At 71.9% G+C, this 15,262-nt stretch carries 13 protein-coding genes; 6 read left to right on the forward strand and 7 right to left on the reverse strand.

The window, feature by feature from the left end:
- Positions 1–21 precede the first annotated feature (21 nt).
- Positions 22–699 (reverse strand): HAD family hydrolase, encoded by a 678-nt coding sequence (locus tag EXU32_RS12400; protein WP_130630183.1) that lies wholly within the window; start codon positions 697–699, stop codon positions 22–24.
- Between the two features lie 176 nt (positions 700–875).
- On the opposite strand from EXU32_RS12400, the gene EXU32_RS12405 reads away from it, so the two are divergent.
- Genes EXU32_RS12405 through EXU32_RS12415 form a run of 3 tightly spaced genes read left to right on the forward strand, consistent with a single transcriptional unit; the run spans position 876 to position 3,597 of the window.
- Positions 876–2,156, forward strand: coding sequence for an MFS transporter (locus EXU32_RS12405; protein WP_242612780.1), 1,281 nt, complete (start codon positions 876–878; stop codon positions 2,154–2,156).
- Positions 2,153–2,962 carry an enoyl-CoA hydratase-related protein gene (locus EXU32_RS12410; RefSeq protein WP_130630185.1) on the forward strand — a complete coding sequence of 270 codons (810 nt, stop codon included), beginning with the start codon at positions 2,153–2,155 and terminating at the stop codon, positions 2,960–2,962. The genes EXU32_RS12405 and EXU32_RS12410 overlap by 4 nt, the downstream gene beginning before the upstream one ends.
- A gap of 32 nt (positions 2,963–2,994) precedes the next feature.
- Positions 2,995–3,597: a dienelactone hydrolase family protein gene (locus EXU32_RS12415; protein WP_130630186.1), complete on the forward strand. Its 603-nt coding sequence runs from the start codon at positions 2,995–2,997 to the stop codon at positions 3,595–3,597.
- A gap of 36 nt (positions 3,598–3,633) precedes the next feature.
- Here EXU32_RS12415 and EXU32_RS12420 read toward each other — a convergent pair whose 3' ends face one another.
- The 5 genes from EXU32_RS12420 to EXU32_RS12440 form a co-directional block, all read right to left on the reverse strand.
- Positions 3,634–4,596: a phosphotriesterase family protein gene (locus tag EXU32_RS12420; protein ID WP_130630187.1), complete on the reverse strand. Its 963-nt coding sequence runs from the start codon at positions 4,594–4,596 to the stop codon at positions 3,634–3,636.
- 62 nt (positions 4,597–4,658) lie between these two features.
- Positions 4,659–6,041, reverse strand: a complete 1,383-nt coding sequence (locus EXU32_RS12425) for an MFS transporter (protein WP_130630188.1) — start codon at positions 6,039–6,041, stop codon at positions 4,659–4,661.
- Positions 6,038–6,631: a methylated-DNA--[protein]-cysteine S-methyltransferase gene (locus tag EXU32_RS12430; protein WP_130630189.1), complete on the reverse strand. Its 594-nt coding sequence runs from the start codon at positions 6,629–6,631 to the stop codon at positions 6,038–6,040. Before EXU32_RS12430 ends, EXU32_RS12425 begins: the two co-directional genes overlap by 4 nt.
- Entirely contained in the window at positions 6,628–7,119 is a 492-nt protein-coding gene (locus EXU32_RS12435) for an RNA polymerase sigma factor (protein ID WP_242612781.1), read from the reverse strand. Before EXU32_RS12435 ends, EXU32_RS12430 begins: the two co-directional genes overlap by 4 nt.
- Complete coding sequence (locus EXU32_RS12440; protein WP_207233789.1) at positions 7,106–7,630, reverse strand: methylated-DNA--[protein]-cysteine S-methyltransferase; 525 nt, start codon at positions 7,628–7,630, stop codon at positions 7,106–7,108. The genes EXU32_RS12435 and EXU32_RS12440 overlap by 14 nt, the downstream gene beginning before the upstream one ends.
- Before the next feature lie 65 nt (positions 7,631–7,695).
- Between EXU32_RS12440 and EXU32_RS12445 the strand changes: the two genes are divergently transcribed.
- Positions 7,696–8,691 carry an NADPH:quinone oxidoreductase family protein gene (locus EXU32_RS12445; RefSeq protein ID WP_207233790.1) on the forward strand — a complete coding sequence of 332 codons (996 nt, stop codon included), beginning with the start codon at positions 7,696–7,698 and terminating at the stop codon, positions 8,689–8,691.
- A gap of 284 nt (positions 8,692–8,975) precedes the next feature.
- Here EXU32_RS12445 and pepN read toward each other — a convergent pair whose 3' ends face one another.
- Positions 8,976–11,444: an aminopeptidase N gene (gene pepN / locus EXU32_RS12450; protein WP_130630191.1), complete on the reverse strand. Its 2,469-nt coding sequence runs from the start codon at positions 11,442–11,444 to the stop codon at positions 8,976–8,978.
- Positions 11,445–11,548: 104 nt separating this feature from the next.
- Between pepN and EXU32_RS12455 the strand changes: the two genes are divergently transcribed.
- Positions 11,549–12,793, forward strand: coding sequence for a PucR family transcriptional regulator (locus EXU32_RS12455; RefSeq protein ID WP_130630192.1), 1,245 nt, complete (start codon positions 11,549–11,551; stop codon positions 12,791–12,793).
- 147 nt (positions 12,794–12,940) lie between these two features.
- A complete protein-coding gene (locus EXU32_RS12460) occupies positions 12,941–15,253 on the forward strand; it encodes a molybdopterin cofactor-binding domain-containing protein (protein WP_207233791.1) in 2,313 nt (770 codons plus the stop codon).
- Positions 15,254–15,262: the final 9 nt, after the last annotated feature.

Here is a 15,262-nt window from a genome sequence, read left to right on the forward strand (position 1 = left end):
GTCGTGGGGTGGGAAGGGGGGTCAACGCGCGGTCGGCGTCGGGGCAGGAAGGGAGAGCACCTCGCGGATGCGGGGCACGGTCTCGTCGGCGGTGCGGTGCAGCACGCCGCGGATGCCGAGGCGCGCGGCGCCGACGAGGTTGTGCTCGAGGTCGTCGACGAGCACGCACTCGGTCGGGTCGACGCCCAGTCGCTCGCAGGCGATCCGGTAGATCTCGCGGGAGGGCTTGCGCACGCCGACCTGCGCGGAGATGACCGTGACGTCGAAGAGCTCGTCGAGGTCGACGCGGGCGTAGCAGTCGCGGCCCAGCGAGTTGGAGACGAGCGCGACGGGGACACCGGCGGCCCGGGCCTGACGGACCAGCTCGATCATCGGCTCGTCCAGGTCCATGTGGGTGGCCAGGGCAGCGAGCAGGCCACGGGGCTCGACGATGCCGCCCGCCTCGACGAGGGCGGCGGCGAAGGCATCCTCGAAGCCCTCGTCGTCGAGCCGTCCGGTCTCGTGCTCGGACAGCGCCGCGCGGGCCCCCTCGTGGGTGGCGAGGACCCGCAGGGCCTCGTCAGGAGCGAGGCCGGCGTCGGCGCCGAGCGCCCCGAAGGCGGCGCTGATCGGGGCCGTGAGCACTCCCCCGAAGTCGATCAGCAGGGCCGACGCGGGGCCGGCGTCGGCCTGGGGCGAGTCGGGTGACGTCGTCGTCATGGGCACTCCTTGTGGTCTTCTGCCTCGCCATAGGTATACTTGAACTCAGATTCATATTCAAGTCCTAGTGCCTCATCCGCGACGACGACGTCCCAGGAGCCACCATCTCCAGTGCCACCCTGTCACCGGCACCGCACCGCGGGGCGCTCGCGACCGCCTTCGCGATCCTCTTCGGGGTGACCGGGCTCGGGAGCGCGGCCGTCGCCGTCGCCCTCCCCGCCCTCGCGGACGACCTCGACCTGACCACCGGTCGCGCGGCCCTGGTCGTCAGCTGCTACTCCCTCGCACTCGCCGTGGGCAGCGCGGTCTTCGGGCGGCTGGGTGACCTCTTCGGCATCCGGCTGCCGCTGCTCATCGGGATCTCGGTCATGGTGACCGCCGCCTGCGCAGGAGCCCTCGTCGACTCCCTTCCCGCCCTCATCGCCACGCGCACGCTGCAGGGTCTCGGGGCCGCGGCCGTGCCGGCCCTCACCCTCGCCGCGATCCAGGCCCTCTTCGCCGGGGACGGCCGCGCGCGGGCCATGGCCACGTACTCGGGGGTGGGCGCGACGGTCAACGCGCTGGGTCCCGTCGTCGGAGCCCTGCTCGTCGACCCCTTCGGCTGGCGTCCGGTGGTGGCGATCCCGCTGGCCACGCTGGCGGCGATCCCGCTCGTCTGGCGCGACCTGCCGACCCGACGCCAGACCGGCGCGACCCTCGACCCCGTCGGCGCCCTGCTCGTGGGCGGAGCGGCGATCGGTGCCGTCCTCTCGTTGCAGGCCGCCACGCTGGGCGGGGCCACCGCCATCGCCGGGCTCGTCCTGCTCGTGGTGACCGCCCCGGCGGCGGTCCTGCGGTCGCGCCGGCGACCGCACGGCGTCGTCCCCGCGTCACTCGTGCGGGACAAGGCCGCCCGTCGCAGCCTGCTCACCGCCGCGAGCCTGCCGTCGGCCTGGTTCGGGATCCTCGTCGCCGTCCCGGTCGTCCTCACCGAGAGCGGCTGGTCCGGCACCGGGGTCGGGATGCTCCTCCTGCCCTGCGCGGCGCTCGGGGTCATCGCCCCCCGCGTCACCGGGCCCGCCCTCATCGCCCTCGGCGCTGCCCGCAGCCAGCTCATCGCGACGACCGGCACGGCAGCCGCGGTCGCGCTCGCGGCGCTCGGCGCGGCCCGGGTCGACGCGGCCATGCTCGTCGTGGCGAGTCTGATCCTCATGATGTCCTTCGGCCTCGGCCAGCCGGCCATGACGGCGCTCGTCGCCGACTCCGTCCCGGCGCACACCCGCGGCGGCGCCCTCGGCCTGCTCACCCTCGTCTTCCTCCTCGGCGGCAGCATGGGAGCAGCAGCGGTCGGCGGGCTCGGCGAGGTCATCGGCCTGCCGCGGGCCCTCCTCGTCGTCGCGGTCCTCCCGGCGACCGCCGCGCTCGCCTTCCTCCGCCCCCTTCCCGCTCCCCATCCCCAACCCCAGGAGATCCCGTGACCGACACCGACCACGTCCTCTACGACCTCAGCGACGGCATCGCGACCATCACCCTCAACCGGCCCGACCGGCGCAACGCGATGTCGGTCCCGATGATCGAGCGGCTCGGCGAGCTGCTCGCCCAGACCGACGAGGACCCCGACGTGCGGGTCCTCGTCCTCACCGGCGCCGGGCGCGCCTTCTGCTCCGGCGGCGACGTCCAGCAGTTCGACGCCGACGGCGGCGAAGGGGGTGGTGCCACCGAGGTCGACCCCGCTGGCGTCGCCGACCAGCTGCGTCACCAGGAGCTGACGGTGGGCCGCCTGCACGCCTTCACCAAGCCGACGATCGCGGCGCTCCCCGGCGCCGCCGCCGGCGCCGGTCTGGGCCTCGCCCTCGCGACCGACCTGCGCATCGGCACGCCGCGCACCGTCGTCGCCACGGCCTTCGCCGCAGTCGCCCTGTCCGGGGACTTCGGGGTGGCGTGGCTGCTCGACCGGCTCGTCGGGCCGGCGCGCGCCCGTGAGCTGATGCTGCTGGGCCCCCGCCTCGACGGGCAGGCCTGCCTCGACCTCGGTCTGCTCAGCCGCCTCGTGCCCGAGGACGAGCTCGTGGACGGCACCCGCGCGGTGGCGGCCCAGCTCGCCGCGGGTCCCGCCCTCGCCCTGGCGAGCATCAAGCACAACCTGCGCGAGGCGCCCCACCAGACGCTGTCCGAGTCGATGGCCGCCGAGGTGCCCCGGCACAAGGCGTGCGGCCTCACGGCAGACCACGTCGAGGCCGCGCGCGCCTTCGTCGAGAAGCGGCCGCCGGTCTTCGCCCGCTGACGGCTGTCGGGGTGCGGTCGTAGGTTGGTGACATGGCTCACGTACTGCTCTTCCCCTCCGTCCTCGGTGTCCGTCAGGGCATCACCGACCTCGCCGACGCCCTGACCGACGCCGGCCACGACGTCACCACGCTCGACCCCTTCGACGGCGAGACCTTCGACGACTACCCGAGCGGCATGGCCGCCACCAAGGCGATCGGCGACGAGGCGCTGCAGGCCCGGGCGCTGGCCGCGGCGCAGGGGGTCGACGCCCCCTTCGTCGCCATCGGCTTCTCCGTCGGTGCGGCCACGGCCGAGTGGGTCGCCGCACAGCTGCCCGAGGCCGCGCGTGGGGTCGTCATGGTCGGTGGCGGCATCCCGATGCGCTTCATCGAGGCGACCTGGCCGTCCGGCGTGCCCGGGCAGGTCCATGTCACCTCCGAGGACCCCTTCCACGAGGAGGACAAGCAGTTCGACCCGATGGTCGACGAGTACCTCCAGGACGACGTCGAGCAGGCCGGCGGCGAGTACACCTTCGTCGAGTACCAGGGCAGCGGGCACAGCTTCACCGACCCGAGCCTGCGGGCCGAGTACCAGCCCGCAGAGGCGCAGATCTTCACCCGGCGCATGCTCGAGTTCGTCGCAGCAGTGGGCTGACCCACCGCTCGGAGGTCGGCAGCGCTCGAGGGCTGGCTACCGCTCGAAATAGGTGCGCGGGTTGTGCACCAGCATGGTGTCGATGTCGTCCTGCGTGGCGCCGCCCTCGAGCAGCGCGGGCAGGACGTCCTCGCTGATGTGCCGGTAGTTCCACCGCGGCACGACCTGCCGCTTGGCCTCGGGGTCGAACCAGTCGATGAAGCACGAGGCGTCGTGGGCGAGCACCATGCGCTCCGCGTACCCGCGACGCAGCAGCTCCAGGACGGTCGCGACCCGGTCCTCGAAGGGCAGGAGCACGTCGAGGCCGAATCGGTCCATGCCGAGCAGGGACCCGGCGTCGGCGACCGCGCACAGGTAGTCGACGTCGGTCGTGTCGCCGGAGTGCCCGATGACGACCTTGGTCAGGTCGGCGCCCTCCTCGGCGAGGACCTTCTGCGCGACCAGCCCGGAGCCGGTGTGCGGGTTGGTGTGCACCGTGATCGGCGCACCGCTCTGCGCGCTGGCCGCACCGACGGCGCGCATCACCCGCTCGACCCCGGGGGTCAGGCCCTGCTCCTCGATGGCGCACTTGAGGAAGCCCGCGCGGACGCCGGTGTCGGCGATGCCCTCGGTGAGGTCCTTGAGGAAGAGCTCGGTGAGCGGCTCGGGCACGTCGAAGAGCAGGCCGGGGCCGGTGTAGTGGAACTGGAAGGGGATCTCGTTGTACGTGTACACCCCGGTCGCGACGACGATGTTGAGGTCGACCTGCGCGGCGACGCGCTGCACCCGCGGGAGGTATCGACCCAGGCCGAGGACCGTCGGGTCGAGGATCGTGTCGATGCCCAGGCCCGGCAGGGCCGCGAGCTCGGCGACCGCCTCGGCGACCTTGGCGTCCTCGTCCCAGTCGGCCTGGAAGTTCTGCCGGTACTCCTCCCCCAGGACGAAGATGTGCTCGTGGGCGAGCACGCGCCCCAGGTCGGCGGAGTCGACACTCCCGGTCACGGTCGGTACAGCCACCACGGCGCACTCTCCTTCGAGTCGGTGCCTGCGACCCTAGTCCTACCTGAACCCAGACTCAAGTGTCAGTCGGGCAGCTCGCGACCCCGTGTCTCGGGCAGGAGGAAGGCGGCCGCCGCAGCCACGACGAAGGCCACGGCGAAGAGGGAGAAGACGACGACATCGCCGTCGGCGCCGCCTCGCTCGAGCAGCACGGGGACGGTGAGCGGCGCGGCGATCGAGGCCAGCCGGCCGAAGCCTGCGGCCGCACCGGCCCCGGACCCGCGCACGGTCGTCGGGTAGATCTCCGGCGTGATCGCGTAGAGCGCACCCCAGGCGCCGAGGTTGCAGAAGGACAGCGCGCTGCCCGCGACGATGATCGACGTCGGTGAGTCCGACTGCCCGAAGAACCACGCCGCGATCGCCGAGCCGATGAGGAAGACCGCGAGCGTGGAGCGTCGGCCCCACACCTCGACGAGGACTGCGGCCAGTGCGTACCCGGGCAGCTGCGCCAGCGTGATGATCAGCGTGTAGCCGAAGGACGTGGTGACGTCGTGGCCGCGGGCCACCAGCAGCGACGGGATCCACAAGAAGGCGCCGTAGTAGGCGAAGTTGACCCCGAACCACACCAGCCAGATGCCCAGGGTGCGCCGGCGAAGGGCCGCGGACCACAGTCCCGGCCTGGCCGTCGGGCCCGGGGCCGTGGCCGTCGCGCCCGGGGCCGTGACCATCGCGCGCGTCCCTGCGACCGCAGCGGGCTCCCCCTTCGCCATCGGGGAAGCGGGCGCCCGGCCGGCCGACTCCTCGAAGCCGCGCACCACCTGCTCCGCCTCGTCGTACCGCCCACGCCGCTCGAGCCAGACCGCGGACTCGGGCAGACCGAGCCGGACGACGATCGCGTAGACCGCCGGCACGAGCCCGAGGGCCAGACCCCAGCGCCAGCCGTCCTCGCCACGCGGGACGACGTAGAAGCCGATGACGGCGGCGAGGATCCAGCCCAGTGCCCAGAAGGACTCGAGCACGACGACCAGGCGACCGCGGATGCGCGTCGGGGACAGCTCGCTGACGAGCGTCGAGGCAACCGGCAGCTCGGCACCGAGCCCCAGCCCCACGAAGAAGCGCAGGACGAGGAAGAGCGCCAGCCCGCCCACGAGGGCCGATGCACCGGTGGCGAGACCGTAGACGACCAAGGTCGCCGCGAAGACCGTCCGGCGACCGAAGCGGTCGGCCAGCCGGCCACCGAGCGTCGCGCCGACGGCCATGCCGATGAAGCCGATGGTGACGATCCACGACCGCTCGCTCGTGGTCAGCCCCCACTGCTGCGCCAGGACGACGATGACGAAGGAGATGAGCCCGACGTCCATGGCGTCGAGCGCCCACCCGGCGCCCGACCCGACGAGGAGCCTGGTGTGCCTGCGGGTGTAGGGCAGCGCGCCGAGGCGGTCCGAGCGTGAGGGGCTGCTGGTCATGGGCCGACCGTACGTCCCGCCCCGGCGCCCTCGAGCCGCAGCAGGGCCCGCTTGGCGTCGGGCCCGCCGAGGTAGTCCCCCGCTCCACCGTCGCTGCGGACGATCCGGTGGCAGGGCAGCAGCAGGGGCACGGGGTTGTGGGCGCAGGCGCTGCCGACGGCCCGTACCGCCCGGGGCCGGCCGGTGAGGGCCGCCAGCTGGGCATAGGACGCGGTGTGCCCGTAGGCGACCCGAGGCAGGGCGGTGACGACCTCCCGCCGGTATCCGGTGAGCAGACGCAGGTCGATCGGGACCGTGATCTCCCGCAGGCGCCCGGCGAAGTACTCGTCGAGCTCACGGGCGGCCTCGTCGAGCCGGCGCGGCGCCGCCAGGACCCGGGGGCTGACCCGGTCGGCGAGGTCGGTCAGGACCGCGTCGTGCCCCTCGCTGGCGAAGGCGACCCGCAGGACGCCCTGCTCGGTCGCGGCCAGCAGCAGCGCACCCAGCGGCGAGTCGACGACCCGGTAGGCGATGTCCAGCAGCCCGGCGTCGTCGGCGCGGGCAGCCAGCCCGGCGCGCAGTCGGGTGAGGTCAGCGGTCTCTGTGGTCATCGGATCTCCTTCTCTCGCAGGGACTTCAGCCCATCGCTGGCAGCGCGCCTGGCGGCCGCCTCGGTGCCACCGACGAGGCCGACGATCCGGGCATAGGACAGCCCCCCGAGGTAGCGGTAGGTGATGACCTGCCGTTGCTTGTCGGGCAGGCCGGCGACGTGACGCCACACCCCTTCGTCGTCGGTCTCGGCGTCCGCCGCGACGACCTCGGGCACCTCGGCGACCGGGTCGGTGCGCCGGCGGGCCCGCGACCGATGGATGTCGATGCACTTGCGGCGGGCCACGGTGGTCAGCCAGGCCGTCACGTCGAGGTCCGTCGACAGGTCCGGCCAGGCCGACAGCGCGGCGAGGAAGGTCTCGCTCCACGCGTCGTCGACATCTGCCGGGTCGACCCGGGCCCGGCACAGGGCCAGCACCCGCGGGCCGTGCTCCTGCACCACCTGCTCGAAGGGAGGCAGGCCCACCCGGGGCCGCTCAGAAGAGGGCACCGCGGTCCTCTGCGGGTGGTTCCTCGAGGGCGAGCAGCGCGCGCTTGCGGTCGAGCCCGCCGGCGTAGCCGGTGATCGAGCCGTCCGCCCCGATGACCCGATGGCAGGGCACGAGGATCGAGATCGGGTTTGCACCGACCGCGCGGCCCACGGCCTGGGCGGCGCTCCCGGTCTCGCGGGCCAGGTCGCCGTAGCTGACCGTCTCGCCGTGGGGGATCTGCTCGAGCAGCGCCCAGACGTGCTGGTGGTGCTCGCCGCCGCGCAGCTCGATCGGGATGTCGAAGTCGCGCCGCTCCCCCGCGAGGTACTCCTCGAGCTGGGCGGCGAGCTTGCCCAGCACCGGCTCGGCGGTCGGGGCGACCTCGGGTCCGTGGTCGGCGCCCTCCGGCAGCGTCCAGTGGCCGGGGAAGTAGAGACCGATGAGGACCGGCCCCTCGCCCGTGCATGCCTCGTCGAGCACGGCGGTGAGCTCACCGAGGCGGGTCGGGAGCCGCGCGTGCCGGGTCGTCATGATGTCGATCATGTCTCATAGACGCGTCCGGACCCGGATGTGTGAGATCGGTACTGTCCTGCTCCATGAGCATCCGCGCATGGCAGGTCCAGCAGCTCGGCGAGGCCGCCGACGTCCTCACCCTCGTCGACGCACCCGAGCCGACGCCCGGCCCGGGGCAGGTGCGGGTGCGCGTGCGGGCGAGCGCGGTGAACTTCGCCGACACGCTCCTGTGCAAGGGCGAGTACCAGGTCCGGCCGGAGCCTCCCTTCGTCCCCGGCATGGAGGTCTGCGGTGACGTGCTCGAGGTCGGTGCGGACGTCACCCACGTCGCGGTCGGCGACCGGGTGCTCGGCGGCACCGCGCTGCCGCACGGCGGGTACTCGAGCGAGTGCCTCATGGAGGGCGCGAGGACCTTCCCGGCACCCACGGGGCTCGACGACGCGGCGAGCGCCGCGCTGATGATCAGCTACCAGACCGGGTGGTTCGGCCTGCACCGACGAGCCGCACTGCGCGAAGGGGAGACCCTCCTCGTCCACGCCGCCTCCGGTGGCGTCGGGTCGGCTGCCGTCCAGCTCGGCAAGGCCGCCGGTGCGCGCGTCATCGGCGTCGTCGGCGGCGCCGACAAGGTCGAGATCGCCGAGCGGCTCGGCTGCGACGTCGTCATCGACCGCAAGGTCGAGGACATCATCACGCGCGTGAAGGAGGTCACCGACGGGCGTGGCGCCGATGTCGTCTACGACCCGGTCGGCGGGCCGTCGTACACCGCGAGCACGAAGTGCATCGCCTTCGAGGGGCGGATCGTCGTCGTCGGCTTCGCCAGTGGGCGCATCCCCGAGCCGCGGCTCAACCACGCGATGGTGAAGAACTACTCGATCCTCGGGCTGCACCTGTGGCTCTACGAGCAGCATGAGCCGGAGTCGATGCGCGCCTGCCATGCCGACCTCGTCCGCCTCGCCGACGCGGGGCAGATCGAGCCGCTCGTGGCGGAGCGGTTCGACTTCGACGAGGTCCCGGCCGCGCTGACCCGCATCGCCGGTGGCTCGAGCACCGGACGCATCGTCGTCACCGCCTCTGCCTAGACCGCACCACCTCAAGGAGATGCACCCTAGGTGCGCACGACCTTAAGGAGATGCGCCCTGGGCGCGCACGACCTTAAGGAGATGCGCCCTGGGCGGGCACGACCTTAAGGAGATGCGCCCTCGGTGCGCACGACCTTAAGGAGATGCGCCCTCGGTGCGCACGACCTTAAGGAGATGCGCCCCAGGTGCGCACGACCTTAAGGAGATGCGCCCCAGGTGCGCACGACCTTAAGGAGATGCGGTCCGGGTGCGCATTTCCTTGAGGTCGTGCGGGCGAAGGGGGGTCAGCCGGCCTGCGGGAAGGCCCGCCGCGAGGCCAGCGCCTCCTCGAGCTCGGACTGCTGGTCGACGATCGAGCGGCGCACCCCCTGCTGGAGGTCGCCGGCCAGCGCTGCGCGGGAGAGCTCGAGCGTCTCGGCGCTGACGAAGCGCGAGGGGTAGGCCATCGACGCCACCCGTGACAGGGCGTCCTCACCGAGCCAGGCCGTCATCGGGGGCACGTCGCCGAAGTACCTCGCGACATAGGGCTCGACGAGCGTGAGGTCCTGTGGCCCCCAGAAGCCGGCCGCGATCGCGATGAGCTCGTAGTTGCTCCGCTCGCGGTTGGTCGTGAGGTCTGCCCACGCATCAGCCTTGGCCTGCTCCGTCGGGATGGCCGCCCTCGCGGTGAGTGCGCCCAGCTGACCGCTCATGGTCTGGTCCCGGGCGAGCGCCTCGTCGATCTCGGCGGCACCGATCACCCCGCGACGGGTCAGCTGACCCAGCAGGATCCAGCGGAAGTCGGCGTCACCATCGAGGCCGGACGGCAGGTCACGCCCCTGCGACCAGGGCACGAGCCGGCCCTCGACGTCGTCGGTCGTGCGGGCCACCAGGCGAGCGGCGTGCAGGGCCATCGAGGACCCGGGCTCTGCGCTCGCGAGGACCTGCTCGCCGACGCGGGTCAGACGGGCACGAGCGGCGTCCTGCTCATCCTCTGGCAGCAGCACGCGGACGACGCGGCCGGTCAGGTGCATGCCGGCACGGGAGAAGATCGAGTCGTTGGTCTCGGTCGGCAGGGCCGCCTCGCCGAGGTCGACGAGCAGGCGGGGGTCGACCCGGGCCAGCGCCACGGCGTCGCGCAGGCCGACCCAGACGACCGCGCGCGCCTGCGCGTCGGTGATGAGCGGCAGCTCGGTGGGCAGCGCTGCCAGCGATGCCTCGTCGAGCAGCGGCGTGGCCCAGGTCAGGTCACCGGCGTTGGGCAGCACGAGCGCCGCGTCGAGGTCCAGGCCGGTGAGCGGTGCCGAGTCCGCGTCGAGGGTCAGGGCCTGCCGGGAGGTCTGCGCCCCCTCGGTGTAGGTCGCGATGTCGAAGGCATGGGGGCGGTCTGCGGGGTGGTCCGCCGGCGCCTCTCGCGTGACGCTGCCGGCCCGGTCGACGGCGATCGTGTCGACCCCGGCGGTCAGGAGCCAGCCCCGGCTCCACTCGGACAGCTGCGTGCCGCTCGAGCGCTCCATCGCACCGAGGAAGTCGGCCAGCGTGCCGTTGCCGAAGGAGTGGTCGCCCAGGTACTGGCGGATGCCCTCGAGGAAGGCCTCGTCACCGATGAACTCGATGAGCTGGCGAATGACCGCGGCACCCTTGGCGTAGGAGATCCCGTCGAAGTTGGCCAGCGCCGACTTGGCGTCCGGCGCGGGCGAGCCGGCAACAGGGTGGGTCGAGGGCGCCCGCTCGGCGCCGTAGCCCCACGACTTGCGCGACATCGTCGAGTCGACCCAGGCCTCGGTGTACTCCGTGGCCTCGACGAGGCAGCGGTGGGCCATGTACTCCGCGAAGGACTCGTTGAGCCACAGGTCGTCCCACCACTGCGGGCTGACCAGGTCGCCGAACCACATGTGCGCCATCTCGTGGCTGATCGTGTTGGCCCGGGTGAGCAGCTCGTCGCGGCCCACCGCCCCGCGGAAGAGGTAGGAGTCACGGATGACGACGCACCCGGGGTTCTCCATCGCACCGGCGTTGAACTCGGGCACGAAGACCTGGTCGTAGTCGTCGAAGGGGTAGCGGATCCCGAAGATCGAGTGGAAGTAGTCGAAGCTGCGCCTGGTCACCTCGAGCATCTCGGGGGCGTGCTCCTGCAGCTGATCGGCGAGCGAGCGGCGGGCCCACATGCCCAGCGCGATGCCGTCGTGCTCGTCGGTCACCGAGACGTAGGGCCCGGCGCACAGCGCGACGAAGTAGGTCGACAGCGGCTTGGTCTCGGCGAGCTGCCACACGCCCCCGTCACCGATCTCGCCCGAGCCGTTGCCGATGACGTGCCAGTCGGCGGGCGCCTTGACGCTGACGGCGTACGGCGCCTTGACGTCCGGCTGGTCGATGCACGCGAAGACCGCCGGTGCGGCGTCGAGGAAGAGGTGGCTGAAGACGTAGTCCTCGCCGTCGGCGGGGTCGGTCGCACGGTGCAGCCCCTCGCCGTCGTGGCTGTAGGCCATCGTCGCCTCGACCTCCACGACGTGCTCGCCGGCGGTCACCGCCAGCGGCAACCTCCCTTCGGCCAGCAGGCCTACGTCCAGGTCCACCCCGTCGAGGCTCGCCCGGTGCAGCTCGCGCGGCTTGACGTCGACGAAGGTGTCGCCGTCGCCGGTCGCGGTCAGGTGGATGCGGGTCAGGGAGTGGAAGGTCTGCGGCCCACGATCGAGATCGAGCGCGACGTCCATCCGGGTCACGGACAGCAGGTCGGCGCGGGCAACGGCTTCGTCACGGGTCAGGGAAGGCACCCCCGCATCCTGTCACCGTCAGTCCGTGAGCCGCGACGGGACGGGTCGCCTCGGGGTCCTAGACTGATTGGCTGCGACGAAGACGACGTGAAGGACGGAGCGGGATGAGCCGAGGAGCGGGCGACCTGCCCACTCGCGAACCCGGGCTGTTGGCCCTGCTGCTGGTTCGCGCCCGCGCCCAGCGGGTGGAGCCGATCACGCGACGACTCGTCGCCTCCATCTCGCGGGAGAACAATGCCTACGACGCCACGGGCGTCGTGCCCGGCGACGACCTGTGGCGTTCCTGCCACGACAACGTCGAGCGCGTGCTCGAGATGCTCGTCCTGTCCGTTCAGCCTGACGGCAGCCTCTCCCCGGTCGACGACCTCGACCAGCTTCTCGACGCGGCCCGCGCGACCGGCGGACGTCGCGCCGAGCAGGGCCTGCCCCTCGACGACGTCCTGCGTTCGTACCGCATCGGTGGCCGGCTCATCTGGGAGGACCTCGTCACCCGATCAGATCCACCGCTCGACCCGGAGAGCTTCCTCAACCTCGGCGTCTGGCTGTGGTCCAGCGTCGACACGTCCTCCGCCGAGGTCGCCCGCGCCTATCGGCGCACCGAGCAACGACTCCTGCGCGCCGACACCCAGCGGATGGCGGCGCTGTGGGAGGGCCTGCTCGGCGGTCGAGCACGAGAGGAGGCCTTCGCCCAAGAGGCCTCCCGGTCGATGGACCTGCCGGCCCACGCACCACTGCTGCTCGTGCTGCTGCGCTGCACGACTCCCGAGGACGCTGCTGATGCCCTGGCCGACGTCGTCGAGGAGCACCACCTCCTCACCGCATGGCAAACCCGTGCCGACGGTGACGTCGTCGGCGTCCTCGCCCTTCCCGACGAAGCTGGCCACCATCGGGTGGTCGCCGCGCTCGTCGACGCGGCAGAGAGCACCGGACTGCGTGGCGGCGTCTCGGGGCGCTGCGGTGGGCTCGCCGAGGTGGACGAGGCCTTCGAACAGGCACGGATGGCGGCGGCCGGTCTCGACGGCGCGGGCCTGCGCTCGCACGACGACCGGCTCGTCCCGGCCCTGCTCCTCAGCTCTCCCCAGATCTCCCGACAGCTTGTCGACCACTGGCTCGGCCCCCTCCTCGCCCTGCCCGAGGCCGAGTCCGCGGAGCTGCTCGACACGCTCTTCGCATGGGTGGCCGCCGGCGGCTCGACCAGCCGTGCCGCCACGGTGATCCCGTGCCACCGCAACACGGTCCTCAACCGACTGGTCCGGGTCTCGACGATCACCCAGCAGCACCTGCTGGACGGGCCACCGCCGACAGGTCTGGCACTTGCGCTGCAGGCGTACGCGGCCGGCCTGCGCTGATCCACCCGACCGACACACCTCCTGTGCGTGCTGCACAACCGCGCGTACCGGAGCGTGGGCAGGCTCGCATTGCGCGGGAGGTCGGCTGGAAGGTCCAATGTACGTGTCCTGACAACGCCGTCGACCCCGGAGCTGACGATGACCGATATGCCCCCCACAGAGCACCTCGACTCCCGCTCTGGCCCGAGTCGACGGAGCTTCATGGGCTACGTCATCGCCGGCGCCACCCTCGCGACCGGTGCGGAGATGACCCTCGGCAGCGAGCCTGCCGAGGCGGTCATCCCGACGGTGCCGGGTCCGGCAGAGATCCTCGACCTCAACGACCTGCTCACCCTGGCCGCCGCGCCCACCGCCAACCTGATCACCGTGAAGATCGGCACCGACGGCCGCGCCTCCTTCGCCCTCCCCCGCGCCGAGGTGGGGCAGGGCATCATCACCTCGTCGACGATGATGATCGCCGAAGAGCTCGACCTGCCGCTGGACAAGATCGACGTGACCCTGGCCAAGGCCCGCCCCGAGCTGATGTTCAACCAGCTGACCGGCGGCTCCAACACCACGATCTCGACCTACACCCCGATCCGGGTCGCGGCCGCGCTCGCCAAGCAGCAGCTCCTGAGGGCAGCTGCCGTCGTGCTTGGCGACACCGTGGACGCGCTCGTCGCCAAGAGCGGCGTCATCACCGGTCCGTCCGGTCAGATCAGCTACGGCGATCTCGCCGTCAGGGCCTCCGTGACCGACACCGTGCGCGCACAGGTCACCCTCAAGACCCGCGCGCAGCACACCGTCATCGGCACCCCGCAGGGCCGCACCGACGCACGCGACGCCGTCACGGGCAAGAAGAAGTTCGCCATGGACCTCGACGTGGCCGACGCCCTGCCGACGATGGTCGCCCGCCCGCCGACCCACAACGGCACGCCGGTCCGGCTGAAGAACGAGGCCGCGGTGCTCGATCTGCCCGGTGTCACCGACGTCGCCCAGGTCCCGACCGGCATCGCGGTGCGGGCCAAGACCTTCGGTCAGTGCATCGACGCCATCAGGGAGATGGACATCGAGTGGGAGGGGGGCAAGCTCGCCGGCGAGTCGGACGCGAGCATCCTGGCCAAGGTCAAGAAGGCCCAGCTGCCCATGGTCGTGCCCAAGGTGCCGGTGCTGACCCAGCGGGTGGACGCCGAGTTCACCTTCCGCTTCCGCAGCAACTCCTCCCTCGAGCCCAACTGCGCCATCGCCGACGTGCGTGCCGGCTCCGCCGAGATCTGGGCCTCCCTGAAGTCTCCGGTCGTGGCCCAGGAGGAGATCGCCGGCGAGCTCGGGCTGCCGGTCTCCAAGGTCACCGTCAACGTGGCCCAGGGCGGCGGGTCCTTCGGCCGCAAGCTCTTCCACGACGCCGCGCTGGAGGCCGCCCGGATCTCCAAGGCCATGGGCAAGCCGGTGCGCCTCATGTGGCACCGGGTCGACGAGCCCCGTCAGGGGCGCCTGCACCCCTTGGCCACCTCACGGGTGCGGGCCACCCACCTGCTGGGCGAGGTGCTCTCCTTCGAGCAACGGCACACCAGCGTCCAGACCGACTTCGGCCACGGCCTGGGCGACATCATCACCAACCACGCGGCGAAGCTGCCCGTGGCAGGAAACCTCTCCTTCGCGCAGACGATCTTCACGCTGACCCAAGAGGTGCCGTACAACTTCGGCGCCGTCACCCAGCTGCTCAGCGAGACCGATGACCGCTTCAACACCGGCAGCATGCGCAACATCTACTCCCCCGACGTGCGCACGGCCAATGAGCTGGTCGTCGACGAGCTCGCCCGCAAGATGCGCAAGGACCCGGTGGCCTTCCGCCGCAAGTTCCTGCGCAGCAGCGCGGCCAAGGCCGCCCTCGACAAGGTCGCCGAGCTGGGCGAGTGGGGACGCAGGCTCCCCGACGGGGTCGTGCAGGGGGTGGCGATCCACAAGGAGTACAAGGGCGTCACCGCCTGCCTCGTCGAGCTCGACACCCGCCCCCAGACGGTGGAGCGCGACGTGCGCAACGCCGTCACCGGGCCGCGCGTGACCAAGGCCTTCTTCGCCGTCGACGCCGGTCTGGTCATCAACCCCACGGGGTTGGAGGCACAGATGCTCGGCGGGGTCATGGACGGCATCGCGCTCGCGCTGACCTCGAGCTGCCACTTCGAGGACGGACACTTCCTCGAGGCGAGCTGGGACAACTACTTCTACACCCGCCAGTGGAATGTCCCTCCGGAGATCACCGTCGAGATCATGCCCTCGGACGCCGGTCAGCCCGGTGGCGCCGGTGAGGCAGGGGTCGCCGCGAGCTTCGCCGCCATCGCCTGCGCCTATGCACGGGCCACCGGGAAGATGCCCACGGAGTTCCCGATCAACCATGCCGACGAGCTCGCCTTCGAGCCCAAGCCCTTCACCCCTTCGGTGGTCCAGTCGCCGACTGACGGCCTAGACCACACCTACTGAGGAGCACGC

Source organism: Janibacter limosus, assembly GCF_004295485.1.
GTDB lineage: Bacteria > Actinomycetota > Actinomycetes > Actinomycetales > Dermatophilaceae > Janibacter > Janibacter limosus_A.